At 56.5% G+C, this 20,628-nt stretch carries 20 protein-coding genes and 1 pseudogene; 10 read left to right on the plus strand and 11 right to left on the minus strand.

Annotation, left to right across the window (positions count from 1 at the left end; translation table 11 throughout):
- Positions 1 to 82: 82 nt before the first annotated feature.
- The 4 genes from ABD013_RS10110 to ABD013_RS10125 all read left to right on the plus strand — a co-directional run bounded on the left by ABD013_RS10110 (position 83) and on the right by ABD013_RS10125 (position 3,761).
- The gene (locus ABD013_RS10110; RefSeq protein ID WP_343805451.1) at positions 83 to 1,765 is read left to right on the plus strand and encodes a methyl-accepting chemotaxis protein; all 1,683 of its coding nucleotides are present in this window, start codon (positions 83 to 85) and stop codon (positions 1,763 to 1,765) included.
- A gap of 75 nt (positions 1,766 to 1,840) precedes the next feature.
- Entirely contained in the window at positions 1,841 to 2,545 is a 705-nt protein-coding gene (locus ABD013_RS10115) for a DUF6134 family protein (protein ID WP_343805453.1), read from the plus strand.
- Entirely contained in the window at positions 2,542 to 3,321 is a 780-nt protein-coding gene (locus ABD013_RS10120) for an SDR family NAD(P)-dependent oxidoreductase (RefSeq protein ID WP_343805455.1), read from the plus strand. The genes ABD013_RS10115 and ABD013_RS10120 overlap by 4 nt, the downstream gene beginning before the upstream one ends.
- On the plus strand, positions 3,318 to 3,761 hold the full coding sequence (locus ABD013_RS10125; RefSeq protein ID WP_343805457.1) for a nuclear transport factor 2 family protein: 444 nt from the start codon (positions 3,318 to 3,320) through the stop codon (positions 3,759 to 3,761). Before ABD013_RS10120 ends, ABD013_RS10125 begins: the two co-directional genes overlap by 4 nt.
- Positions 3,762 to 3,804: 43 nt before the next feature.
- Here ABD013_RS10125 and ABD013_RS10130 read toward each other — a convergent pair whose 3' ends face one another.
- The 5 genes from ABD013_RS10130 to ABD013_RS10150 are packed head-to-tail and all read right to left on the minus strand — an operon-like array spanning position 3,805 to position 9,091.
- A complete protein-coding gene (locus ABD013_RS10130) occupies positions 3,805 to 4,368 on the minus strand; it encodes a DUF3833 domain-containing protein (RefSeq protein ID WP_343805459.1) in 564 nt (187 codons plus the stop codon).
- A gap of 53 nt (positions 4,369 to 4,421) precedes the next feature.
- Complete coding sequence (locus ABD013_RS10135; RefSeq protein WP_343805461.1) at positions 4,422 to 5,672, minus strand: MFS transporter; 1,251 nt, start codon at positions 5,670 to 5,672, stop codon at positions 4,422 to 4,424.
- Positions 5,672 to 6,934 carry a class I SAM-dependent methyltransferase gene (locus ABD013_RS10140; protein ID WP_343805463.1) on the minus strand — a complete coding sequence of 421 codons (1,263 nt, stop codon included), beginning with the start codon at positions 6,932 to 6,934 and terminating at the stop codon, positions 5,672 to 5,674. Before ABD013_RS10140 ends, ABD013_RS10135 begins: the two co-directional genes overlap by 1 nt.
- On the minus strand, positions 6,921 to 7,718 hold the full coding sequence (locus ABD013_RS10145) for a DUF1365 domain-containing protein (RefSeq protein ID WP_343805465.1): 798 nt from the start codon (positions 7,716 to 7,718) through the stop codon (positions 6,921 to 6,923). Before ABD013_RS10145 ends, ABD013_RS10140 begins: the two co-directional genes overlap by 14 nt.
- A complete protein-coding gene (locus tag ABD013_RS10150) occupies positions 7,715 to 9,091 on the minus strand; it encodes an NAD(P)/FAD-dependent oxidoreductase (RefSeq protein WP_343805467.1) in 1,377 nt (458 codons plus the stop codon). The genes ABD013_RS10145 and ABD013_RS10150 overlap by 4 nt, the downstream gene beginning before the upstream one ends.
- A gap of 149 nt (positions 9,092 to 9,240) precedes the next feature.
- Here ABD013_RS10150 and ABD013_RS10155 point away from each other — a divergent pair, with 149 nt between their 5' ends.
- The 4 genes from ABD013_RS10155 to ABD013_RS10170 are packed head-to-tail and all read left to right on the plus strand — an operon-like array spanning position 9,241 to position 12,924.
- Positions 9,241 to 9,861 (plus strand): sigma-70 family RNA polymerase sigma factor, encoded by a 621-nt coding sequence (locus tag ABD013_RS10155; protein WP_343805469.1) that lies wholly within the window; start codon positions 9,241 to 9,243, stop codon positions 9,859 to 9,861.
- Entirely contained in the window at positions 9,858 to 10,511 is a 654-nt protein-coding gene (locus ABD013_RS10160; RefSeq protein ID WP_343805471.1) for a ChrR family anti-sigma-E factor, read from the plus strand. The genes ABD013_RS10155 and ABD013_RS10160 overlap by 4 nt, the downstream gene beginning before the upstream one ends.
- A 13-nt stretch (positions 10,512 to 10,524) precedes the next feature.
- Positions 10,525 to 11,493 carry a YbgA family protein gene (locus tag ABD013_RS10165; protein ID WP_343805473.1) on the plus strand — a complete coding sequence of 323 codons (969 nt, stop codon included), beginning with the start codon at positions 10,525 to 10,527 and terminating at the stop codon, positions 11,491 to 11,493.
- Positions 11,494 to 12,924: a cryptochrome/photolyase family protein gene (locus ABD013_RS10170; RefSeq protein ID WP_343805475.1), complete on the plus strand. Its 1,431-nt coding sequence runs from the start codon at positions 11,494 to 11,496 to the stop codon at positions 12,922 to 12,924.
- 108 nt (positions 12,925 to 13,032) lie between these two features.
- Here the strand turns inward: ABD013_RS10170 and ABD013_RS10175 are convergent, their stop codons facing one another.
- The 5 genes from ABD013_RS10175 to pilB are packed head-to-tail and all read right to left on the minus strand — an operon-like array spanning position 13,033 to position 17,675.
- Entirely contained in the window at positions 13,033 to 13,257 is a 225-nt protein-coding gene (locus ABD013_RS10175) for a DNA gyrase inhibitor YacG (protein WP_343805477.1), read from the minus strand.
- Positions 13,250 to 13,873 (minus strand): dephospho-CoA kinase, encoded by a 624-nt coding sequence (gene coaE / locus ABD013_RS10180; protein ID WP_343805479.1) that lies wholly within the window; start codon positions 13,871 to 13,873, stop codon positions 13,250 to 13,252. The genes ABD013_RS10175 and coaE overlap by 8 nt, the downstream gene beginning before the upstream one ends.
- The gene (locus tag ABD013_RS10185) at positions 13,873 to 14,727 is read right to left on the minus strand and encodes a prepilin peptidase (protein ID WP_343805481.1); all 855 of its coding nucleotides are present in this window, start codon (positions 14,725 to 14,727) and stop codon (positions 13,873 to 13,875) included. The genes coaE and ABD013_RS10185 overlap by 1 nt, the downstream gene beginning before the upstream one ends.
- Entirely contained in the window at positions 14,727 to 15,962 is a 1,236-nt protein-coding gene (locus ABD013_RS10190; RefSeq protein ID WP_343805483.1) for a type II secretion system F family protein, read from the minus strand. Before ABD013_RS10190 ends, ABD013_RS10185 begins: the two co-directional genes overlap by 1 nt.
- Positions 15,963 to 15,974: 12 nt before the next feature.
- Positions 15,975 to 17,675, minus strand: coding sequence for a type IV-A pilus assembly ATPase PilB (pilB, locus tag ABD013_RS10195; protein WP_343805485.1), 1,701 nt, complete (start codon positions 17,673 to 17,675; stop codon positions 15,975 to 15,977).
- A gap of 308 nt (positions 17,676 to 17,983) precedes the next feature.
- On the opposite strand from pilB, the pseudogene ABD013_RS10200 reads away from it, so the two are divergent.
- Positions 17,984 to 18,086 (plus strand): annotated as a pseudogene (locus ABD013_RS10200) (prepilin-type N-terminal cleavage/methylation domain-containing protein); the annotation flags it as partial.
- A 427-nt stretch (positions 18,087 to 18,513) separates the two neighbouring features.
- Entirely contained in the window at positions 18,514 to 18,888 is a 375-nt protein-coding gene (locus ABD013_RS10205; RefSeq protein ID WP_343805487.1) for a pilin, read from the plus strand.
- A gap of 379 nt (positions 18,889 to 19,267) precedes the next feature.
- Here ABD013_RS10205 and ABD013_RS10210 read toward each other — a convergent pair whose 3' ends face one another.
- The gene (locus ABD013_RS10210) at positions 19,268 to 20,518 is read right to left on the minus strand and encodes a pilus assembly PilX family protein (RefSeq protein WP_343805489.1); all 1,251 of its coding nucleotides are present in this window, start codon (positions 20,516 to 20,518) and stop codon (positions 19,268 to 19,270) included.
- Positions 20,519 to 20,628 lie beyond the last annotated feature (110 nt).

Genomic DNA, 20,628 nt, shown 5'->3' on the forward strand with positions numbered 1-20,628 from the left:
CCTGTTTTAATAATGTTATTAAAAAGCAACGCTGTTTTGCATAGAATACTGGGCCTTCCTTGTATACAGAAGGTATCAGCCCATGTCGGGAATGAAGCTCAAAAGCAAGCTGTTGCTATTATCGCTGCTGCCTATGGCATTGGTCGTAGTGGCAATCATGCTGATTGTGCGCACTCAAATGGAGTCCACGGGTGACGTTGAAGTCCAGCGTATACGGGACAGTATGCTGGCGACCAAACAAGCGGAACTGAAGCATTATGTTGAGCAAGCGATATCAGCGGTCAAACCGATTTACGCGCGTGCCGGTCTAACAGCTGCCGAGCAGGAACGCCAGGTGGTCGAGATCCTCAACGCCATGCGTTATGGTACCGACGGCTATATCTTTGCGTTTGATTCTCAGGGCGTCATGCAGGTACATGGTGCCAATGCAGCATTGATCGGCAAGAACCTCTCAGGCCTTAAGGATGCCAACGGAGTGCAGTTTACCCGGGAACTGGTCAAGGCCGGTCGCCAGGGGGGCGGGTTTGTCGAATATATCTGGAAAAAGCCACAGCTGGATCGTGAGGTTCCCAAGCTCAGTTATGCCGCGCTCCTGCCGGGTGCGGACTGGGTTGTCGGTACCGGTTTCTACATTGATGACATTGATGCCGAAGTGGCTAATGCCGAACAGCAGATACATGGCTCAATCAGTAGCACGCTGACCCTGATTGCGATCTCTGCCCTGGTTTTGCTGGGTATTGTCAGCGTGGTTTCCCTGATCGCCTCCGGCCGCATTATTAGGCCACTGCTGCAAACAGCGGAAGCCCTGCGTGATATTTCCCGGGGAGAAGGTGATCTGACACGCCGCCTGCCGGTCGAGTCCAGTGATGAAGTGGGCGATGTAGCGCGCTGTTTCAACGACTTTATCGAAAAAATTCAGCAGTTGGTTCGCGAAGTGCATACAGCAGTGAATTCGCTGAGTACATCCACCGAGTCGATGAAGCAGGTGGTCACCCGTACCCATGAAGATGCTCACATGCAGAAGGGTGAAACCTCACAGGCCGCGGCGGCGATCCATGAAATGGCAGCCGCCGTGCAGCAGGTGGCGGGCAGCGCGGCTCAGGCAGCGGAGTCGGCACGCGAAGCGGGTAACGAGTCTGTTAACGGCCAGACGGTCGTGGAGCGGACCATTGATTCGATTAACCGCCTGGCGGATGACGTCAACCGTTCTGCCGAAGTGATCGGTAGTCTGGATTCCGATGCCGATAAGATCGGCACTGTGATCAACGTGATCCGTGATATCGCTGAGCAGACCAACCTGCTGGCGCTGAACGCAGCGATCGAAGCTGCCCGTGCCGGTGAACAAGGCCGTGGCTTCTCCGTCGTTGCGGACGAGGTTCGTACGCTGGCGACCCGTACTCAGCAGAGTACCGATGAGATCCAGCGCATGATCGAAAGCCTGCAAAACGGTGCCCGTCGTGCAGTAACCGAGATGCAAAACTCCCAGGCACAGAGTCAGGAGACGATTGTTCAGGCTGATACCGCGCGCAGCTCGCTGCAGCAGATCACGCACTCGGTCAGCAACATTACCGAGATGAATACCCAGATTGCCAGTGCCGCCGAGGAGCAGACCGCGGTGGCGGACGAGATCAGCAAGAGCGTTCAGCAGATCGCGGATATCGCTGACAAGGCGACTCACAATGCGGAAGAGCTGGCAGGTACGGCAAACCGGATGAGTGAGCTGGAACGTCAGCTGAACCAGTTGGTGTCCCGCTTCAAGATCTGAACCTGAAGTCACCCCATATCCCCCTTGGTTGAACCAGCCCGGTCCGGGCTGCGTAACAGCCAAGGGGGATTTTTTATGGGTAAATGGCTGCACGTATTTTCTTTCAAGATCGTTTTACTGAGCCTGCTGGCGTCGCTGCCGGCCGAAGCCACAGAGCCGTTTCGACTTTACGGTAGCGAAGCGATCTACTCTGTCGAACGAAAGGGCAAGACCATTGGTGAGTATCGGTTGGCGTTTCGCGCGCAGCCGGATGACAGGCTGGTGGTGAATGTGTCCATGCAGCTTCAGCTACGATACCTTGGGCTGTTCAAATATGACTTCAGCTATCGTGCTGAAGAAGTATGGCAGGCAGCTGACCGTCTGGTTGCCATGCAAGTCAGTATCGATGATGACGGTGGTACTCACAGCTACCGTATTGAACGTCGAAGTGATGGCCTCTACCGCCTGAGCGGTGATACCGATGCGGTGCGGCTGGGGGATACCCTGCTAACCTCTAACCACTGGCATTCAGGGCTGGTGGAGCAATCTCGATTGATCAATACACTGACCGGCGAGGTCAGCCGTCTTAATGTTGTGTTGCAGGGAGAGGAGCGCATTCAGATCGGTGCTCGCCAGGTGCGGGCCCGGCGCTATCACCTGGGGGGCGAATTGGAGGATACCCTGAGCTGGTATGACGAGCAGGGGCGCTGGCTGGGAATGGAGTTCTCGGCGCGAGATGGCAGTCGCATACGCCTGCGCTTGCAGCCTGATGCCGAACTGGCCGAGCGGGAGAAGCCATGAATAATCTACCGCCACGTTGGCCGCTGATCTGGATTACCGGAGCTGGCAGCGGCATTGGTCGTGCGACAGCACTGCGGCTTGCCGCGGAAGGTTCGGATGTCATCGTCAGTGGCCGCCGTGCAGCAGCGCTGGAAGCGGTAAAGAGCGAAGCTGCTGGACTGCAGCTGGAAGGACGAATTTTGCCCCTGGTGCTGGATGTGACCGAGACTGGAGCCTACGAACGGGCGCTGGAGCGAATCGAAGCCGAGTGGAAACTGCCGGATCTGGTGATTCTCAATGCCGGCGACCACCAGCCGATGCCTTTGGCGGACCTGGATACAGGTGTCTGTCGCTCACTGATGGAGATCAACTTCTTTGCCGTGATGGCCGGGCTGGAGATACTGTTGCCCAAAATGCGCCGGCGGGGACGCGGTCATATCGCCTGTACGGCTTCACTTGCCGCTTATCGAGGGTTGCCCACGGCAGCCGCCTATGGCGCCAGTAAGGCGGCAGTGGTCAACGCCTGTGAAGCCCTGCAGGTAGAGTTGCAGGGCAGCGGCGTGCGCCTGCAGGTGATTAACCCCGGGTTTGTCAAAACACCGCTGACCGACCGCAATACCTTCACCATGCCCCAGCTGATCACGCCGGAAGAGGCGGCAGAGGCACTGATCAAAGGGTTGCACAGTCAGCGTTTCGAGATCCGTTTTCCGCGCGGCTTTGCCTGGACGCTGGCGCTGCTGCGGCGCTTACCGTACCGTCTCTATTTCCGCTGGGTAAAGAAGGGAACCGGATTTTGACCGTCAGCCATCGCGAACAATGCCTGCATGATTATGGTCAGGCTTTTGCAACCTTGACCCCGCACAGTGTCGACGCCTTGTGTCGGCGTGTCAGCCTGGATGTGCACTTTCGAGATCCGTTTAACGACCTGTACGGGCGTGATGTCCTGCGTGCGCTGCTGCTGGACATGTTCGAACGTGCCGGGCGACCGGCGTTCAGTGTCGATGAGATCAATTGGCATGAGGACACAGCTGTCGGCTGGTTGCGCTGGCATTTCAGTGCCCAGCTGCCGGTGATTGGTCAGCTGGACGTGGAGGGGTGTAGTCGAGTCAGCCTTGATCCAAATGGATTGATTACCGAACATCTGGATTATTGGGACAGCGCTCCTATTTACTTCAGGCTGCCGTTATTGGGCGCTTTGCTAAGGCGCATTCGGCAGCGTATCTCGATGCAGGATTGAGTCTGGGACAGCTCCAGCTTATCTTTTGGCTCCTCAGGCAATATCAAAGGCTGAAAGGAGCCTGCTTGAGCTGGTCAGCGTGAATGAAAAACAGCGTAACCACGCCCAGCTGGACTCCCCACTTGCGCACTTCAGCCTTGTTCACCAGCACATTACCCGGCTGCAGATACATCCAGTCATCGAAGGTCACTCGCCAGCTGCCATCACCGACCTTGAGATCCATTCGGTAGCGCCAGTTGAGCTGATTACCATCGCTGACTCCTTGCGCGGTGCCAATGATGTCATCGGCTTGACCTTCATATTGGCCAGCGCCTGTAGGAGTGATGGTCCAGATGCGCTGGTCGCGCTCGCCATCACCGTAGAGAAATCTCTCGTCGAGGATCAGCCGTTCGCCATTCCAGTCACCATCGATCTCGACCTGAAACTGGCGGCGCAGATTGCCAAAACGATCTTCGAATATTCCCCAGGCATATACCTTGCCCTGAAAGAACTCTTCAATCTTGAGGGCGGGGCCTTGTTGGCTCAGAGAGTCAGTCTTCATCGGTGAACATCCGGTCAGCAATAGGATACAAAACAGAACCTGTGTAATCCGCATGGGAAACTCCATCGGCTTTCTTCGGCTGCGCAGCGGGGTTCAACGGTGGTATCAGGCGGTGTCGCTTAATTGAGTGAGTAACTGCGCAGCCTTACCACCGCTACCACCTTCATTACGCAGGGCACACCGGCATAGATCAGCGCCAACCAGGTGTTGGCCTGAGCGGGAGACAGCGTCTCGGCGAGTTGCAGCAGCCCCAGTCCCAGCAGGGCTGCCAGCGCCAGCGCCAGCTTGTTAGCGGCATTCCAGCAGGCGAACAACAGCCCACGGCGCTGCAGGCCGGTTTGCCTGTGATCCCAGTCACAGACGTCTGCCTGCAGCGCGTGCGGCAGAGACAGGTCGGCGCCCAGTGCCAGCCCGGTCAGCACACAGATCGGGATGAACAGTGTCAGGTCGCCGGCCCCGAGCAGAGCTGCGGGCAGAAAAGCGGCAACCGCAAACAGCATGGCCCAGCGCCAGATATCGACCTTGGGGATATATCGACTGAGCTGCAGCCAAAGCGGTAGCGAAAGGATGGCAGCACCGAAATAGACCAGAATCATCAGACCGCGATCACGCTCGGTACCGGCAAGTGTGCGGCTGATGTAGAGCGGGAAGAGTACAGCAGGCACGCCATTGGCGATGCCATTGAAAAACCAGCCGCCCAGCAACATCCTCACCGGACGCTGATGCAGCAGCACACGCCAGTGGCCGGGTTTTGAATGTTCGGCTGCAGGCTTCGGTAACGGGGTTCGTTTGAGCAGCAGCGCCAGTGCCGGCACGCCTGCCAGCAATGTGACCAGAGCGATCCCGAGCAGCACCTGAGACGTTGTGGCACCCAGCCAGAGCCCGATGGCTGGCAGCAGCGCCGAGATCAGCAATCCCATCAGTCCAAACCCTTCGCGCCAGCTGGCAGCACGAACGCGCTGATGAGTGTCTGTGCTCAATGCCGACAACCAGCTGAGGTAGGGAATCTGTACCAGTGTCCAGCCAAGGTAGAGCACCATCGACCCGACCAATAGTGACCAGGCAGGCGCATCGACGGCAGGTTGTACCAGCAGCAAAAGACCGGGTACGCAGAGCAGGGCGCCGATCAGAATGAAGTGACGAAATCGCTTGGAACGGCCACGGTCCAGCCAGAAACCGATCAATGGATCGGTGACCAGATCACTGAGCCGCGCCAGCATCAACAGCAACCCGGTCAGGCCAAGCGTCAGGCCCCACTCTTCAACGTACCAGCTTGGCAGCAGCACGTAGAGCCCAACGGTCGGTATTGCCAGCGGCAGGGCTGGCAATGCATAGGCCAGCAGCCGTGGCAGCGGCAGCGGGGCGGCCATCAGCTCAACCGATACAGGCCCACATCGATACTGCCGTGGCGAAAGCCGGCCTCACAGTAAGCAAGATAGTAGAGCCACATGCGACGGAAACGCTCATCGAAGCTGCTGTTTCCCGCGTTCAGCGCCTGGACCCTGGGCCACTGGGCGATGAAGCTGTGACGCCACTCGCGCAGGGTGTCGGCGTATCCGCTGGCGAACGTCTGCTCGAAGTCCAGGGTCATGCCGGCATCCTGGATGGCCGTGCGCAGTCGTTCGGGGCTGGGCAGCATGCCGCCGGGAAAAATGTAGGTCTGAATGAAGTCTGCGCCGTTACGGTAGCGCTCGAAGCGAGCTTCTTCGATGCTGATGATCTGCAGTACCGCCCTTCCTCCCGGCTTCAGGCAGCGTTTGACCTGATCGAAGTAGGTAGGCCAGTGCTCCTCCCCGACAGCCTCAAACATCTCGATGGAGACGATATGATCGTAGTGGGAATCCAGGTCACGGTAGTCGGTCAGGGTAAAGCGGCACTGCTCGTTCAAGCCGGCGCGCTCGATCCGTTCGCGGGCGTATTTGAGCTGTTCCACCGACAGGGTGATGCCATGCACTTCGGCACCGAACTCACGCGCGGCCACTTCAGCAAAGCCGCCCCAGCCACAGCCGATCTCCAGCACGGTTTGTCCCGGCTGAAGCTCAAGCTGTTCGCAGATTTGGCGGTATTTGTGTAGCTGGGCCGCATGCAGCGCATCGGGGCCATGATTTTCGGCGCCTTGCGGATAGAGGGCTGCCGAATAGGTCATGCTCGGGTCGAGCCAGAGTGAGTAAAAATCATTGCCCAGGTCATAGTGGTAGGCGATGTTGCGCCTCGAGCCACGGCGGGTATTGGTACGTAACAGGTGGCGCAAACGGTTCAGACCACGCAGCAGCGCATTGCCCTTGGCCAGTGCCTGCAGTTGCCGCTCGTTGCCGAGCGCCCAGCGAAAAAGTGCGACCAGGTCGGGGCAGTCCCAGTCGCCTTCCATCCAGCCTTCGGCCCAGCCAATGGCGCCGCCACGCACCAGTCGGCGTAACGCGCGGAAGTGGCGCAGATGGACTTCGGCACGGGGCTCGCCATCACGGGCGTGGCCGAACTGCAGCAATTGGCCCGACGGCAGCTGCAGATCCAGGGTGCCATATTCAAGTTCGGGAAGATGGGCCAGCAGGGTGTTCAGGCACCAGCGGTTGAACCAGCCGGTCTGCGGCAGGGTATCCAGACGGGACAGTTGACGGTACTCAGATGGTTTCATGGCGTTCATCCCCTCGATCTGTTACCAGAGTGGTTCGTTCGCTCGGCGGTGCCGGGCGGGGCTGCAGTGGTACTTTCTTGCGCCAGATCTGCAGCGCTTCCCAATGGATACCGGCGATCACCTTGAAGGTCATCAACGGATAGCGAAAGAAGGTGCTCAACAAACTGCGGTCGCTCAGTTCGCGCCGCTGGCCGGTAAAGGTGGCATGCAGCACGGCGCTGTCCTGATCGGTCTGGCGGATGCAGACCGCCACGCGATCCTTGGGCGGTTGCATGCGAAAGTGATAGCGGGTCGCCATGCTGATAAACGGAGAAACATAGAACGCCTTATCGCAACTCTGCCGGACCTGCGGCGCCGCAGGGTCTGTCACCGGAATCAAATAGTTGTGCTTCTGGTTGAAGGTGTTGCTGACTTCGTACAGGATGGCGGCCAGATGGTCCTGCTCGTCATAGCAATAGAACACGCTGAGCGGATTGAATACGTACCCCAGCAGCCGGGGGTAGCAGAGCAGCCTTACATGGCCTCGACCAAGATCCATGCCGTGCTGAGACAAGGTGCCACGTACCTGCTCGATCAGGGGGCGATCACTGCCATCGCCGTGGTCGCGCTCATGGAAGGAGAACAGATTGAACCGGTTCAGTGAGAAGAGTTTCAGTCGTTGAGACAGCGCCGGCAGCTCTTCAAGATCCACCAGCATCGAGGTGACCCGGTAGATGAACCGATGGCGGTTTGGTTTCATCCGGTGATGCATTACCTGGCCGGCGTAAAGGCAGGAGCTGTTCATGCCACAGCTCCTGGCAGCCAGACGACACGGGGCCTGCTGTTGTCCTGCACATGGATGCGGCTGTTCGGGTTAGCCAGTGTCCAGGGACGTTGCAGCCCGCCTAACTGTTCGGCCACCGCGAGACCGGACTGCAGCCCGTCTTCATGAAAGCCGTAGCCGAACCAGGCGCCGCAGAACCAGGTATTGTGCCGGCCCTGCAGGGACCAGAGTTCCTTTTGCGCGGCAATGGAGTCGAGGCTGAACACAGGGTGGTCATAGAGAAAACTGCGCAGAATCTTGCCCTCGGCGGGTTCTTCCAGCGGATTCAGGGTTACGAATACAGGGTGCTCCGGTGGCAGGTGCTGAAGGTTGTTCATCCAATAGGTGACCGAGATGGCATCGGGCTGTTCCCCGCACGACCTGTGACTGTCGGTCAGGTAGTTCCAGCTGGCCCAGGCTGCGCGGCGCTGCGGCATCAGGCGTTCATCGGTATGCAGCAGGGCACGGTTGCGCTGATAGGGAAAAACGCTCAGCAGTCTTTGCTCTTCGGCGGTAGGCTCGGCCAGGAGTTCAAGTGCCTGATCTGCGTGACAGGCCAGCACAATATGATCAAAGGTCTCGCTGCCGCCGTGCAGAAATTCGACCACCGCTTTGCCGTCGCGACGGTGGATTTTGTGGATGCGGCTGTTCAAGCGCAGGCTGTCGCCCAGCTCATGGCAGATCCGGCCGACATATTCCCGGCTGCCGCCGGTGACCGTGCGCCATTGAGGGCGGTCCTTAAGTTGCATCAGTCCGTGGTTCTGGCAGAAACGCAGAAAGGTGACCGCCGGGTAGTCAAGCATCTGGTCGGCCGGGGTGGACCAGATCGCGGCGCCCATCGGGATCAGGTGGCGGTGGATAAAGGCCTTGCCGTAACCTCGGTGGGCCAGCATTTCGCCAAGTGTCTGATTCTGCACCTGAGGATCTGCGATCAGGCCGGGAGCCTCGCGGTAGAATCGAAGCAGATCAGACAGCATCTTCCAGTGACTGGGGCGCAGCAGGTTACGTTTCTGCGCAAATACGCCACCCAGACCGCAGCCACTATATTCGATAGCGCCACGATCAATCGAAACGCCAAATGACATGTCGGTTTTCTGGCTCGGAACACCCAGTGCCTGGAAAAACTCGACCAGGTTGGGATAGTTGACCGGGTTGTAGACGATGAACCCCGTGTCCACCGCCAGTTCTCCTCCGGGCGTGGCAACACTGACCGTATTGGAGTGGCCACCGGGCCGGTCATCCTTTTCAAACAGCGTTACCTGGTGCTGCTTGTTGAGCAGCCAGGCAGCAGACAATCCGGATATACCGGAGCCGACAACCGCGATTTTCAGAGGCCTGATCACGTTGATATTCATGGGTGGGTCGTCCTGTCTGGAATTCGTTATGTCCCTGTTACGTTGATGATCCTTTCTATAGATCATCGGGGGCGATCATGTAATCTTGTAACTAGAATATCAGGTGCAACCGTTGATCCTTTGTCGCTTCTAATGCGTATGGAGAGCAAATGCAAAAAAACGATGCCGAAGGAGGCGATGTGAACGCTGCCGCCATCACTCAGCAGGAGACGAGCGCCGAGGAGAGGAGAAAGCAGGTGCGCGATGAATGGAGTGCCTGTCTCACAGCCCTAGCCGAAACACGGGACAGGTCCGAATTCTCTCGACTGTTCGGCTATTTCGCCCCTCGGGTAAAAGCCTACATTCTACGTCTGGGTATGCCAGACGCAACTGCCGATGAGGTGACCCAGGAGGCAATGCTGCTGGTCTGGCGCAAGGCTCATCTGTTCAATGCCGCCAAGGCCAGTGCCAGCACCTGGATATTTACCCTGGCACGTAACCAAAGCATCGACCGGATGCGGCGGGACAAGATGCCGTTATACGAGTTGCCAGAGGAAGAGCCTGATCCGGATCACCGTGACATGGGCGAGCACTTGGTCATTGAGGGGCGCATGAAAGAGGCGATAGCCACTCTGCCGGAAAGCCAGGCTCAGGTTCTGCACCTGTCCTACTATGAGGGCAAAAGTCATTCGGAAATCGCCGATCAACTGGGCATTCCGCTGGGCAGCGTGAAGTCACGACTCAGGTTAGCATTCAGTAAGCTCAAGGCTCACTGGGGAGAAGACGCGTGAAGATAAGCCATCATTTTGACGACGCCACCCTGATGGCCTATTCGGCCGGTAGCCTGCCACAGGGCATGGCACTGCTGGTTGCCTGCCATCTGCACTGGTGCCCACACTGCCGCGAGCGTACCCGTGTAACGGATGCCGTAGGTGGTGCAATGCTGGACACTCTTGAGCCGGTGGTCCTTAAAGAAGACGCTCTCAATGCCGTTTTGGCTCGACTGGACGAACCTGAGCAGGAGTTTGCAGCGGTTCAATCTGCATCCTCCTCTGATAGTAGAGAGATGCCGGCCCCGCTTAGCCAGCTACTGAACAAGCCCATTGATGAACTGCCCTGGAAGCGGATCGGTTACGGAGTACGCCAGCTCGATCTGGCACTGGAAGGCCCTGGCGCAACCCGACTGCTGCGCATCTCACCGGGCGTTTCTGTGCCACATCACACTCATGGCGGCAGCGAGTTGACCCTGATCCTGCGAGGCTCCTACAGTGATGAAATGGGACGTTTCTGTCGTGGCGACGTGGCGGATCTGGATGGCGAGGTGAGCCATCAGCCGATTGTCGATACTGACGAAGACTGCATCTGCCTGATCGCCACGGATGCACCACTAAAGTTTACCGGCCTGATGGGACGGCTGGTGCAGCCGTTTATCGGTCTCTGACAGGAGTCATTTCATGTCTGATCAAGTTCCGCTCGAACCCAAAATCCCGGTTGGTATCAGTGCATGCCTGACCGGGCAGAAAGTGCGTTATAACGGTGGTCACAAACAGTCGCGCTACTGCCTCAATGTGCTGGAAGACTGCTTCGCATTCGAGCCCTTTTGTCCCGAGGTGGCGATTGGGCTAGGCATTCCACGTGACCCCATTCGTCTGGTTGGCCTGGAGGGGGAGCACCCGCGTGCGGTGGGCACGACCGACCCGGAGATGGACGTCACGGATGACCTGATGCGGGTGGGTAAGGACTTTGTCGAGCGCCACCGCCACCTGCGCGGCTTTATCCTGATGAAAGGTTCGCCCAGCTGCGGCATGGAGCGGGTGAAGGTCTATCATCCTAACGGTGTGCCTCATCACGCAGATCGTGGTGTGTTCGTACGTGCCCTGCGTGAGTTCTATCCCGAGCTGCCGCTGGAAGAGGAGGCGCGGATGAATGATGCCGTGCTGCGTGAAAACTTCATTGCCCGGGTTTTTGCCTACGATGACTGGATGAACAGTATTGCGTCTGAGCCCTCTTACCACGCAATTCTGCAGTTCCACAGCCGGCAGAAATACCTGCTGATGGCGCATCATTACGAAGGCTATCGCGAGTTGGGGCGCTACCTGGCCGAAGCACACGACACTCCGATTGAGGAAGTGAAGCAGCATTATCTTGGCCGCTTCATGCACCACATGGCGCACAAGGCCACACGCAAGACCCACACCAATGTACTGCAACATATTCTGGGCTATCTGAAGCGGGAACTCGACAGCGACTGCAAGCAGGAGATGCTGGACAGCATTGAGCAGTATCGCCTGGGGCATGTGCATCTGGTGGTGCCGTTGACGCTGTTGAAACACTACGTCAAACGGTTCGGCACGGACTATATTCGTCAGCAAACCTACCTTAACCCCCATCCGCATGAACTCGGTTTAAGGAACTACATCTGAATGCAACTGGTCTGGTTTCGGAACGACCTGCGCCTGGTGGATAATCCGGCGCTCAGTGCGGCCTGTGCCGCCGGTGAGCCGGTCAAGGCTTTGGTCTGCCTCACGCCGGTTCAATGGGCCGAGCACAACGAATCCGACGCTCGCATCGGCTATTGGCAAGCACGACTGCAGTGGCTGGAGAAGGCTTTGGCTGAAGGAGGGATAGAGCTGATCCGGCTACCTCTGCAGCGTTTTTCCGATTGCCCCGAGGCTATTTTGGACCTGGCACGGAAGCAGGGTACAACCGCACTGCACTTCAACTACGAGTACCCGCTTAACGAGTGCAACCGCGATCGAGCAGTCTGTGAACTGCTGGAAGCAGCAGGGGTTAAGGCGCGGGGCTATCACGGTGATCTGATTATCCCGCCCGGGCAGGTTGTGACCGGGCAGGGGACGCCTTTCAAGGTGTTCACCCCGTTCAGCAAGGCGTGGATGAGACATCTGTTGCAGATTGCACATGAGCCCTTGCCATCACCATTGGCTGCAAGAGCGCATGCCGGCCTCGATGAGGCATGTGTCGAATCAGTCGCCTGCAAGGCAGCTTCCGGCAATGCAAGTGAGGAGTCTTCGATACATGGTAGGAGCCTGCCTGCAGGCGATCCGTGCCATGCGGTCGATGATGAAAATTTGCATGCCCATCTGCAGCGCTTCATCCATGAACAGGAGCCCGATTACCAGCGTCTGCGTGACTTTCCTTCACGCAACGCCACTTCAGGCCTGTCAGCGGCCCTGACCATCGGCGCCCTGTCGGCCCGCCAATGCCTGGCGGCGCTCAAACAGGCCCATGAGGATGAAAGCTGGCAGCAGAGCACCTGGCTTAACGAACTGATCTGGCGTGAGTTCTACCGCCACCTGCTGGTGTCCTTCCCCGAGCTGAACCGGATGAAGCCCTTCCGGCCAGAAGTGGAAGCGCGTATTACCTGGCTGGATAACGATCAGGCCTTCGAGGCCTGGAAAGCCGGGGAGACCGGTTTCCCCATCGTTGATGCGGCTATGAAGCAGCTACTGGCCACCGGCTGGATGCACAATCGTCTGCGTATGATCGTCGCTTCATTCCTGACCAAGCTGTTGCGAGTGGACTGGCGGCGAGGAGAGGCCTTCTTCATGTCGCAGCTGATCGACGGTGATTTCGCGTCCAACCTGGGAGGCTGGCAGTGGAGCGCTTCTGTCGGTGCCGATGCAGCGCCGTACTTCCGCATCTTTAATCCGCAACTGCAAAGCGAGAAGTTCGACCCTAATGGAGCGTTTATCGCCGAGTGGTTGCCGGAACTGCGTCACCTGGAGCCCAAGGCTCGACACAAGCCGGGGGCGGGGCAGCAATACGGCCGGCCAGCACCGATCATCGACTATAAAAAGGCACGCCAGGCGGCGCTGGATGATTACAATGGCTGAGTAGAAAGCTAAAACCATCGCGCACGGAATACTCACCCACAAAAGCCAGGCGTATTGTGTCTTGTGCAGGCACCCACTCAACGGGCGATGGTCATCAGGCGATGACTCTTAATGTTTGGTTGGCGTAAACGCCATCTCTTCTGGCGTCATGCCGGAGCTGAAATCGTCCAGTGAAGGTTCGGCGGCGATCTGGTAGCCTTCGCTGGCCCACTCGCCCAAGTCGATCAATCGACAGCGCTCCGAGCAGAAGGGGCGCCACTTGTTGCTTTCACTGTAGGGCGACGGCGAGCCGCATTGAGGACACTTCACCATCTTTACGCTGTTGTCAGCCATCCTGTCCATCCTCTTGGGCGGCCAGTGCCAGCAGTTGAGGGTGCAGAGCTTCGATGGCGGCGGTCAATTGACCCTGGCTGCCGCCGTTATCGAGGACAAAATCCGCATGGCTCAGGCGCTCGTCACGGGTCATCTGGGCCGCCAGAATCTGTCGAACCTGTGCTTCCTCAACGCCATCACGCTGCATGGTGCGCTCGATCTGAACCGACTCTGGAACATCGACCACAACGACCTTGTTGACCAGCAGGTGCTGGTCGGTTTCCAGCAGCAGGGGAGAAGCCAGTACGGCATAGGGATGACCGTCGACATCAAACTGCTCCAGCGCATCAAGAATGGAGTCGCGAATCAGCGGGTGCAGCAGGGCTTCGAGCCAGTTGCGCTCGCGTTCCTTGTCGAACACGATACGGCGCAGGGCGGCGCGATCGAGTGTACCGTCAGGCCGGATCACGTCCTGACCGAAGTGGGCTGCAATTTTTAACAGCGCTTCACTACCAGGCTCAACCACCTGGCGGGCGACCAGATCCGCATCGATCACCGGTATACCCAAAGCTGAAAAACATGCAGAAGCAGCGCTTTTACCGCTGCCAATACCACCCGTAAGACCTGCAACCAGCATCAGAAACTCCCAAGATATGCAGAGATAATCGGTTCACCCCAGAGCAGGGCAATCCACCCGGCAATGGCCAGATAGGGGCCGAATGGCAAAGGATTCTGCGCCTGATGGCGGCGAAAAGCAATCAGCAGCATTGCCAGTACCACGCCGACCACAGACGACAAAAGTACGACCAGTGGCAGAATCTTTACACCGCCCCAGGCACCGATTGCCGCGAGCAGCTTGAAGTCACCATAGCCCATGCCTTCCTTGCCGGTCAGCAGCTTGAACACCCAGTAAACGCTCCAGAGGATCAAATATCCCGCTGCGGCACCCAAGACAGCGCTCTCCAGCGAGGTAAACACGCCCTGGGTGTTGATCAGCAGGCCCAGCCATAACAAAGGCAGGGTGATGGAATCCGGCAGCAGGTGGTGGTCCAGATCGATAAAGGTCAGCGTAATCAATGCCCAGGTCAGGGCCACCAGGGCCATGCCTTCAACAGTCAGGCCAAACTGCCAGATGATCCAGGCGGAACCGAGGCCGGTGACCAGCTCAACGAAGGGGTAACGGAAGGAGATACCGGTGCCGCAACCGCTGCAGCGGCCGCGCAGCACTAGCCAGCTGATCACTGGAATGTTCTCGTACCAGCGGATCTGATGACCACATTCACCACAGCGAGAGCGGGGCGTCATCAGGTTGAAGGCGGGTTGTTCCTCGACGGTTTCGCCAGCTTCTGATTTGAGCATGGCGTCCCACTCGCGCTGCATCATCACCGGCAGGCGCAGAATTACCACGTTGAGGAAGCTGCCTACCAGCAGCGAGAGTAGCAAAGCAAAAAGTGTCGCCAATAGCGGCTCAGAATTCAATAGTTCGATCATTAACCCACAACCTGACCCAGCTGGAATATTGGCAGGTACATGGCAATGACCAAGCCACCAACCAGTACGCCCAGCACCGCCATGATCAATGGTTCAATCAGGCTGGACAGGTTGTCGACGGCATTATCAACCTCCTCTTCATAGAAGCTGGCAACCTTGTCCAGCATCATATCCAGCGAGCCCGCCTCTTCACCGATGGCGATCATTTGCACCGCCATGGTGGGAAAAACGCCGGTCATATTAGTCGCGCTTTGCAGCGACTGGCCTGTCGATACGCCGTTGCGGATTTGGATGATGGCGTTCTCGTATACCACGTTACCTGCGGCACCGGCGGCCGAATCCAGCGCTTCTACCAGCGGAACACCGGCGGCAAAGGTCGTGGCCAGGGTACGGGAGAAGCGAGCGATTGCCGCCTTGTGCAGAATCTGGCCGATAATCGGGATCCGGAGTACCGCTCTATCCACGAAATCGGAAAATTTTTGCGACTTCGAACGGGCCTTGGAAAAGGCGATACCAGCCGCAAGGGCAGCCAACAAGACCACAAACCACCACTCCTGTGCCCATTCCGACAGGCCGATAACCCACTTGGTAAACACCGGCAGGTCAGCCCCGAAGCTGCTGAATACACTTTCAAACTGGGGGACCACTTTAACCAGCAGGATGGCAGATACAATCACCCCCACCACGATGACTGCGATGGGGTAAGTCAGGGCTTTTTTGATCTTCTTGCGCAGCGACTCGACTTTTTCCTTGTAGGTGGCAATGCGGTCGAGCATGGTTTCCAGCGCACCGGACTGCTCGCCGGCATGGACCAGTGAGCATACCAAATCATCAAAATGTTCAGGGTGGCGTGCTAGTGCCTGCGAAAAATCGCTGCCCGAGTTTACATCGTTTTTAAGCTCGAGGATCATCTCCTTGAGTTTGACCTTTTCAGCCCCCTCGGCAACGATCTCCAGACCCTGCATCAAGGGAACCCCCGCTTTCATCATGGTCGCTTCCTGGCGGATGAAAAAGGCGATATCGATGGACTTGATCGGTTTGTGCTTGGAGCTGAAGACAGAAACCCTTTCCTTGGCCAGCTTGTTGGGGTTGATGCCCTGCTTGCGCAGCAGTGCCTTGGCGGCCGCCAGATTTTCTGCGTCTATCTTGCCTTTACTGATGTTGCCGCTCTTGTCCTTGCCTTGCCAGACAAAAGTGAATCGTTTTGGGGCTTTCTTTGCTGCTGCCGTTGCCATCTTCTATCCCTGTCAGGTTTTAATTACCCGGTTCAACTCTTCAAGACTGGTTACACCTGCTGCTACCTTGAGCAGGCCTGATTGACGCAGCGTGCGGAAGCCCTGTTGCTGTGCCACACGCATGATATCAATGGAGTTGCCATTCTCCATGATGCACTGGGCGATTTCGCCAGACATTTTCAACATTTCATATATACCCACTCGTCCCTTGTAGCCACGGTTACAGTGGCTGCAGCCATCATGATTTGCTTCGTACAGCTGCAGGCCGGGGATCTGTTCGGGCGCAAAGCCTTCTTCCACAAGTGTAGCCTCCGGCAGGTTGGCTGGTTGCTTGCAATTTTCACACAGTCGGCGTCCCAGGCGCTGAGCGATGATCAGACTGACTGAGGTGGCGATGTTGAAAGCGGGTACGCCCATATTGCGCAGGCGGGTCAGGGTTTCTGGCGCGCTGTTGGTATGCAGGGTGGACAGGACCATGTGACCGGTTTGTGCTGCCTTGATGGATATTTCGGCGGTCTCAAGGTCACGGATCTCACCCACCATCACCACATCCGGGTCCTGACGCAGGAAGGCACGCAGCGCTTCGGCAAAGGTGAGACCCACCTTGGGGTTCACGTGGACCTGGTTAATGCCTTCCAGGTTGATCTCGACCGGATCTTCCGCCGTGGAGATGTTGCGCTCCTCGGTATTGAGGATGTTCAGGCCGGTATACAGGGAAACGGTTTTACCCGAACCGGTCGGTCCTGTGACCAGAATCATCCCTTGCGGCTGCTGCAGAGTGGTCAGGTAGGCTTCCTTCTGGTCGGGCTCAAAGCCCAGGGCTTCCACACCCATCTTGGCGCTGCCGGGGTCAAGAATACGCAGTACGATCTTCTCACCCCAGAGTGTCGGCAGGGTGTTAACACGAAAGTCGATGGAGCGCTTGGCCGACACTTTAAGTTTGATACGCCCGTCCTGGGGGACACGCCGCTCGGAAATATCCATGCGAGACATCACCTTGAGGCGGGCCGTGAGGCGGCTGGCCAGGTTCAATGGTGGCTTGTGGAACTCCTGTAACATGCCGTCGATACGGCAACGGACCCGGTAGCTCTTCTCATAAGGCTCGAAGTGAATATCCGAAGCGCCTTTCTTGATGGCATCCAGCAACACTTTGTTGATAAAGCGAACGATCGGGGTCTCGTTGGCGGCTTCTTCAGCATCGTCCTTATCATCGGCAGGCTTGTCTTCACCCAGCTCGATATTATCGAGATCAGTATCTTCCAGCTCGTCCATGGCATCGTTGGCGCCATCGAGGTACTGCTCCAGCTTGCGCGTCAGTTTGTCCTCTTCAACGATGACTGCCTCGGTGGTCTTGCCGGCGCTGAACTTGATCTCGTCTAATGCCTGAATATTGGTTGGATCGGCCAGGGCAATATAGAGGCGGTTATCCCGCTGCATCAGCGGCAGCGCATGGTGCTTGGTGATCAATGCTTCCGATATCGCATCACGGGGGATCGCTTCGTCGCTGATCGCATCCAGATCAAACAGGGGCAGACCGAACTCTTCGGATGCGGCGGTGGCAGCGCGGTGAGCGCTGACCAAGCGGTGACTAATAATGTAGTGGATAAAGGGCTGATTGGCCTCGCGCGCCTGGGCTACCGCATCCTGCGCCACTTCGGCTGAAAAGACACCGTCATTGACCAGCCGTTTGGCCAAGCCTGTAAGGGGTTGCATACCTTGAGACACCGGAACTCCTGTCGCCGTATGTAGACATCAGTACAGAGTGGATACTAAATGAAATAAATAAAGTTTATGGTACTGCAATCAAAACACAGGCGCAGCCAAAGTGTAAACGGGCACTGGCAAAACGCTGCTTTGTTGATTAGGCTCAAGCTAATTTGGCGTTCAGTTCACATTCAGGCTGGACAAGCTGGATGGCCGCTGTCTACTATGTGAAGCAGTTGGCTGCCACAGGATGTTGGTCGGCTGGCTATTCAATACGGAATGTTAACTCGCTGGAGAGATAACCCATGAAAAAACAGATGAATCAGAAGGGTTTCACCCTGATCGAATTGATGATCGTTGTAGCGATCATCGGTATCTTGGCTGCAATTGCGCTGCCGGCTTATCAAGACTATACACGTAAGAGTAAGAACAATGCTTGCTTGGGTGAGGCGAAAGGCTTTGCTAATACTCTAATGATTGAGTACGCAGAGAAAGGCACCTCAGGTACTACTCCGACGTTCACTTGGGTTTCCTGTGACTCCCCGACAGCGGGTGGTACTGTTGCTGATGTTGGTACAACCGATCTGTCAGTTAAAGCTAAAACTCCAGGTGATGCAACTATCACATGTAAAACTGGTTCTGATAAGACCGGTGTTTGTACTCACGACAAAATGTAAAATTGGGATTAGGGTAGCTTTGTCCTGATTTGAAGCTGAAGAGGCCCCGCAATGGCGGGGCCTCTTTGTGGGGGCGGCAGTTGATTTGAGCGGAAATAACTTTAAAGATTTTTTGAGTAGTTGATGTGGTTGATAGATAAATAGTGTCCGCGTTCTTAAGGGAGTTGGATATGAGTAGGGAAGAAGGATTTACTCTTATTGAGCTGATGATGGTGGTTGCTATTATTGGTCTTCTTGCTTCAATTGCATTGCCTGCTTATATAGATTACACCCGTAAAGCTTCCAACAGGGCTTGCTCGGCCGAAGTGAAGGGCTATACCATGAGTGTGCTGGTGGCAGTGGCAGAGGGTAAGTCCTCAGTGTCGGCACCAACAACCTCCGCTTGTGCTTGGATTACCGATGCAGCGGCTTTAGCCAGTCTTTCGATTGGAACATCAATCACAGGCTATCCCAAGAGTCCTGGTGATACCGGTACGGTCTGCAATCTGAATGCGGATACGTCCTGTGTTCTGAGTGATACTGTGCCGACAGTAGAGGGCGGCTGAAGTTTTTTCCTGCTTGTTTGGCTCGTGTTTTCGGTTCAACCTGTCTAGATATCCTGATACCAGATCCGGTGTTTCTATTTCTCCTTCGTTTTGAATAAGGCTCGACGTCTTTGTGTCGAGTGTGCATGGTAAGGCGTAAAGTCGTAAGGCTAACTTTGCCTCTTTCAAGGCATGTCAGCTGTTTTTATCTTCCGCCGCCATGACTCAGTTTAGCCTTGGTTTTTTAAGTTTTTAAATTATGAATGCACTGCGTCAGTTACACCAATACTGATAGGTGGTGTTGTCCACAGGATTGGTGTTGGTGGCTTACGCCACCCTGTTAGGGAATGTATGTTGGGGGTTAAGACCAAGCCGAAGTAGGCTTGGTCTATTGGACGGCTTACGGGTTAATCACTTCATACCAATCATCAACCACAATGCCTGCCAGTAGGGCGTTATTGGCATTGGTCAGTGCATCCAAACTGTACTTGAGGTCGGGTGTGCCGCTTGCAGCAAAGGGGGAATAGCCGCTGCCGCAGCCCTTGGCGTCAGCAATGATTGCGCCATATATTGGGAAATTGCCTTTTGCACTGACCTTGCCGCAGTTGGTCAGGATAATAAGTCCCGAGAAGAAACCAGTGCCATGTAGTTCCAAGGTGGTGCCATCAACGACCACAAAACCTGCAAAATGGCCTGTGGCTTTCTTGTAGGAAGTAATAATCGTGGTCTTGGGGGCGTCAGGTGTGCCCAGGTTGCTATCAAAAGCATTGGATTCATTCAGAATTCTCTCGAGCAGTGAATCATTTCCGAAGTAGCTGTCCCAGTCGGGCGCGGCCATCTGGTTATTGGTGAAATCACTATCAGTCCAAACGGCTCCGGTAGTTTTATCTGTGCCCATGACGCAATTGCCTGAGTTGCTGTTGTCCAGACCAACAAAAGAATAGCCTTTTGTGCTGGAGGTGCAGGCGCTGTTGCTGCCGCTGCTTGCCTTTCCTTTACCTTTGCCATTGCCAGATAAAAGTGAGCTGTTATTGTAATCGGCAAGGTAAACGGACGGGATCATGTCAGCTCCGACATAGGCTGTCTCCCAACAGGAGTTGCCCGAGCAGTTCTTGCTGGGCACAGGGTGGTTACGTCCATCGATGGGGGCGCCCTTGGCGCCATTGCCGGTGCCGGCTTCAACGGTGCAGGCGCCGCCGATGCAGCTGATGGAGGCAGGAGGGTTCAGCCCCGGTGCCATGCGTGTCAGGTCAAAGGCTAGCAGGCGAGTTGCCTGAGTGCCGAGTACCCCACCGGTGCTTAGCAGGCTTGTAGTCTCACCTGAGCAGTCCTGTACGCTCACGCTGTAAGTGAAAGTATCGCCATTGCTTTGGTCGGCGCTGACCAGGGTGTCGCCGGGATTGCAGATGTAGCTACCCCAGTCGGTCAGCTTCGACTCCAGAAGTACCTTGGCTGAGGCCTGTCCTGCTTCTGCGGCCATAAATGCCTGGACGCTGGATTTGGTATTACCGGTGATGCGTTCATCCTGAACGGCTGAGTTCATTAGGCTGGTTGCGCCGATCATCATCACCAGGAGCATGATCATGCCTAACAGTAATACGGAGCCTTGTTGTTTGGAGTGGGCTGGATAATGTGCCTGTGCAATAGACATATGACTTTCCTTGTTTGGGGGTTATGCCGACTACCTCCCTGGCAAAGCGTGATTCTTACTGAACAAAAGCTGAATGGCAATGGTTTTGGAGTGTTTGTATTTGGGGTCAG

The organism is Marinobacterium maritimum, assembly GCF_039523155.1.
Lineage (GTDB): Bacteria > Pseudomonadota > Gammaproteobacteria > Pseudomonadales > Balneatricaceae > Marinobacterium > Marinobacterium maritimum.

Bases quoted from the DNA above. Each gene is read 5' to 3' on its own strand.
- ABD013_RS10110 (WP_343805451.1), top strand. From the start codon at position 83: ATGTCGGGAATGAAGCTCAAAAGCAAGCTGTTGCTATTATCGCTGCTG.
- ABD013_RS10115 (WP_343805453.1), top strand. From the start codon at position 1,841: ATGGGTAAATGGCTGCACGTATTTTCTTTCAAGATCGTTTTACTGAGC.
- ABD013_RS10120 (WP_343805455.1), top strand. From the start codon at position 2,542: ATGAATAATCTACCGCCACGTTGGCCGCTGATCTGGATTACCGGAGCT.
- ABD013_RS10130 (WP_343805459.1), bottom strand. From the start codon at position 4,368: ATGGAGTTTCCCATGCGGATTACACAGGTTCTGTTTTGTATCCTATTG.
- ABD013_RS10135 (WP_343805461.1), bottom strand. From the start codon at position 5,672: ATGGCCGCCCCGCTGCCGCTGCCACGGCTGCTGGCCTATGCATTGCCA.
- ABD013_RS10140 (WP_343805463.1), bottom strand. From the start codon at position 6,934: ATGAAACCATCTGAGTACCGTCAACTGTCCCGTCTGGATACCCTGCCG.
- ABD013_RS10145 (WP_343805465.1), bottom strand. From the start codon at position 7,718: ATGAACAGCTCCTGCCTTTACGCCGGCCAGGTAATGCATCACCGGATG.
- ABD013_RS10150 (WP_343805467.1), bottom strand. From the start codon at position 9,091: ATGAATATCAACGTGATCAGGCCTCTGAAAATCGCGGTTGTCGGCTCC.
- ABD013_RS10155 (WP_343805469.1), top strand. From the start codon at position 9,241: ATGCAAAAAAACGATGCCGAAGGAGGCGATGTGAACGCTGCCGCCATC.
- ABD013_RS10165 (WP_343805473.1), top strand. From the start codon at position 10,525: ATGTCTGATCAAGTTCCGCTCGAACCCAAAATCCCGGTTGGTATCAGT.
- ABD013_RS10170 (WP_343805475.1), top strand. From the start codon at position 11,494: ATGCAACTGGTCTGGTTTCGGAACGACCTGCGCCTGGTGGATAATCCG.
- ABD013_RS10175 (WP_343805477.1), bottom strand. From the start codon at position 13,257: ATGGCTGACAACAGCGTAAAGATGGTGAAGTGTCCTCAATGCGGCTCG.
- coaE (WP_343805479.1), bottom strand. From the start codon at position 13,873: ATGCTGGTTGCAGGTCTTACGGGTGGTATTGGCAGCGGTAAAAGCGCT.
- ABD013_RS10185 (WP_343805481.1), bottom strand. From the start codon at position 14,727: ATGATCGAACTATTGAATTCTGAGCCGCTATTGGCGACACTTTTTGCT.
- ABD013_RS10190 (WP_343805483.1), bottom strand. From the start codon at position 15,962: ATGGCAACGGCAGCAGCAAAGAAAGCCCCAAAACGATTCACTTTTGTC.
- pilB (WP_343805485.1), bottom strand. From the start codon at position 17,675: ATGCAACCCCTTACAGGCTTGGCCAAACGGCTGGTCAATGACGGTGTC.
- ABD013_RS10205 (WP_343805487.1), top strand. From the start codon at position 18,514: ATGAGTAGGGAAGAAGGATTTACTCTTATTGAGCTGATGATGGTGGTT.
- ABD013_RS10210 (WP_343805489.1), bottom strand. From the start codon at position 20,518: ATGTCTATTGCACAGGCACATTATCCAGCCCACTCCAAACAACAAGGC.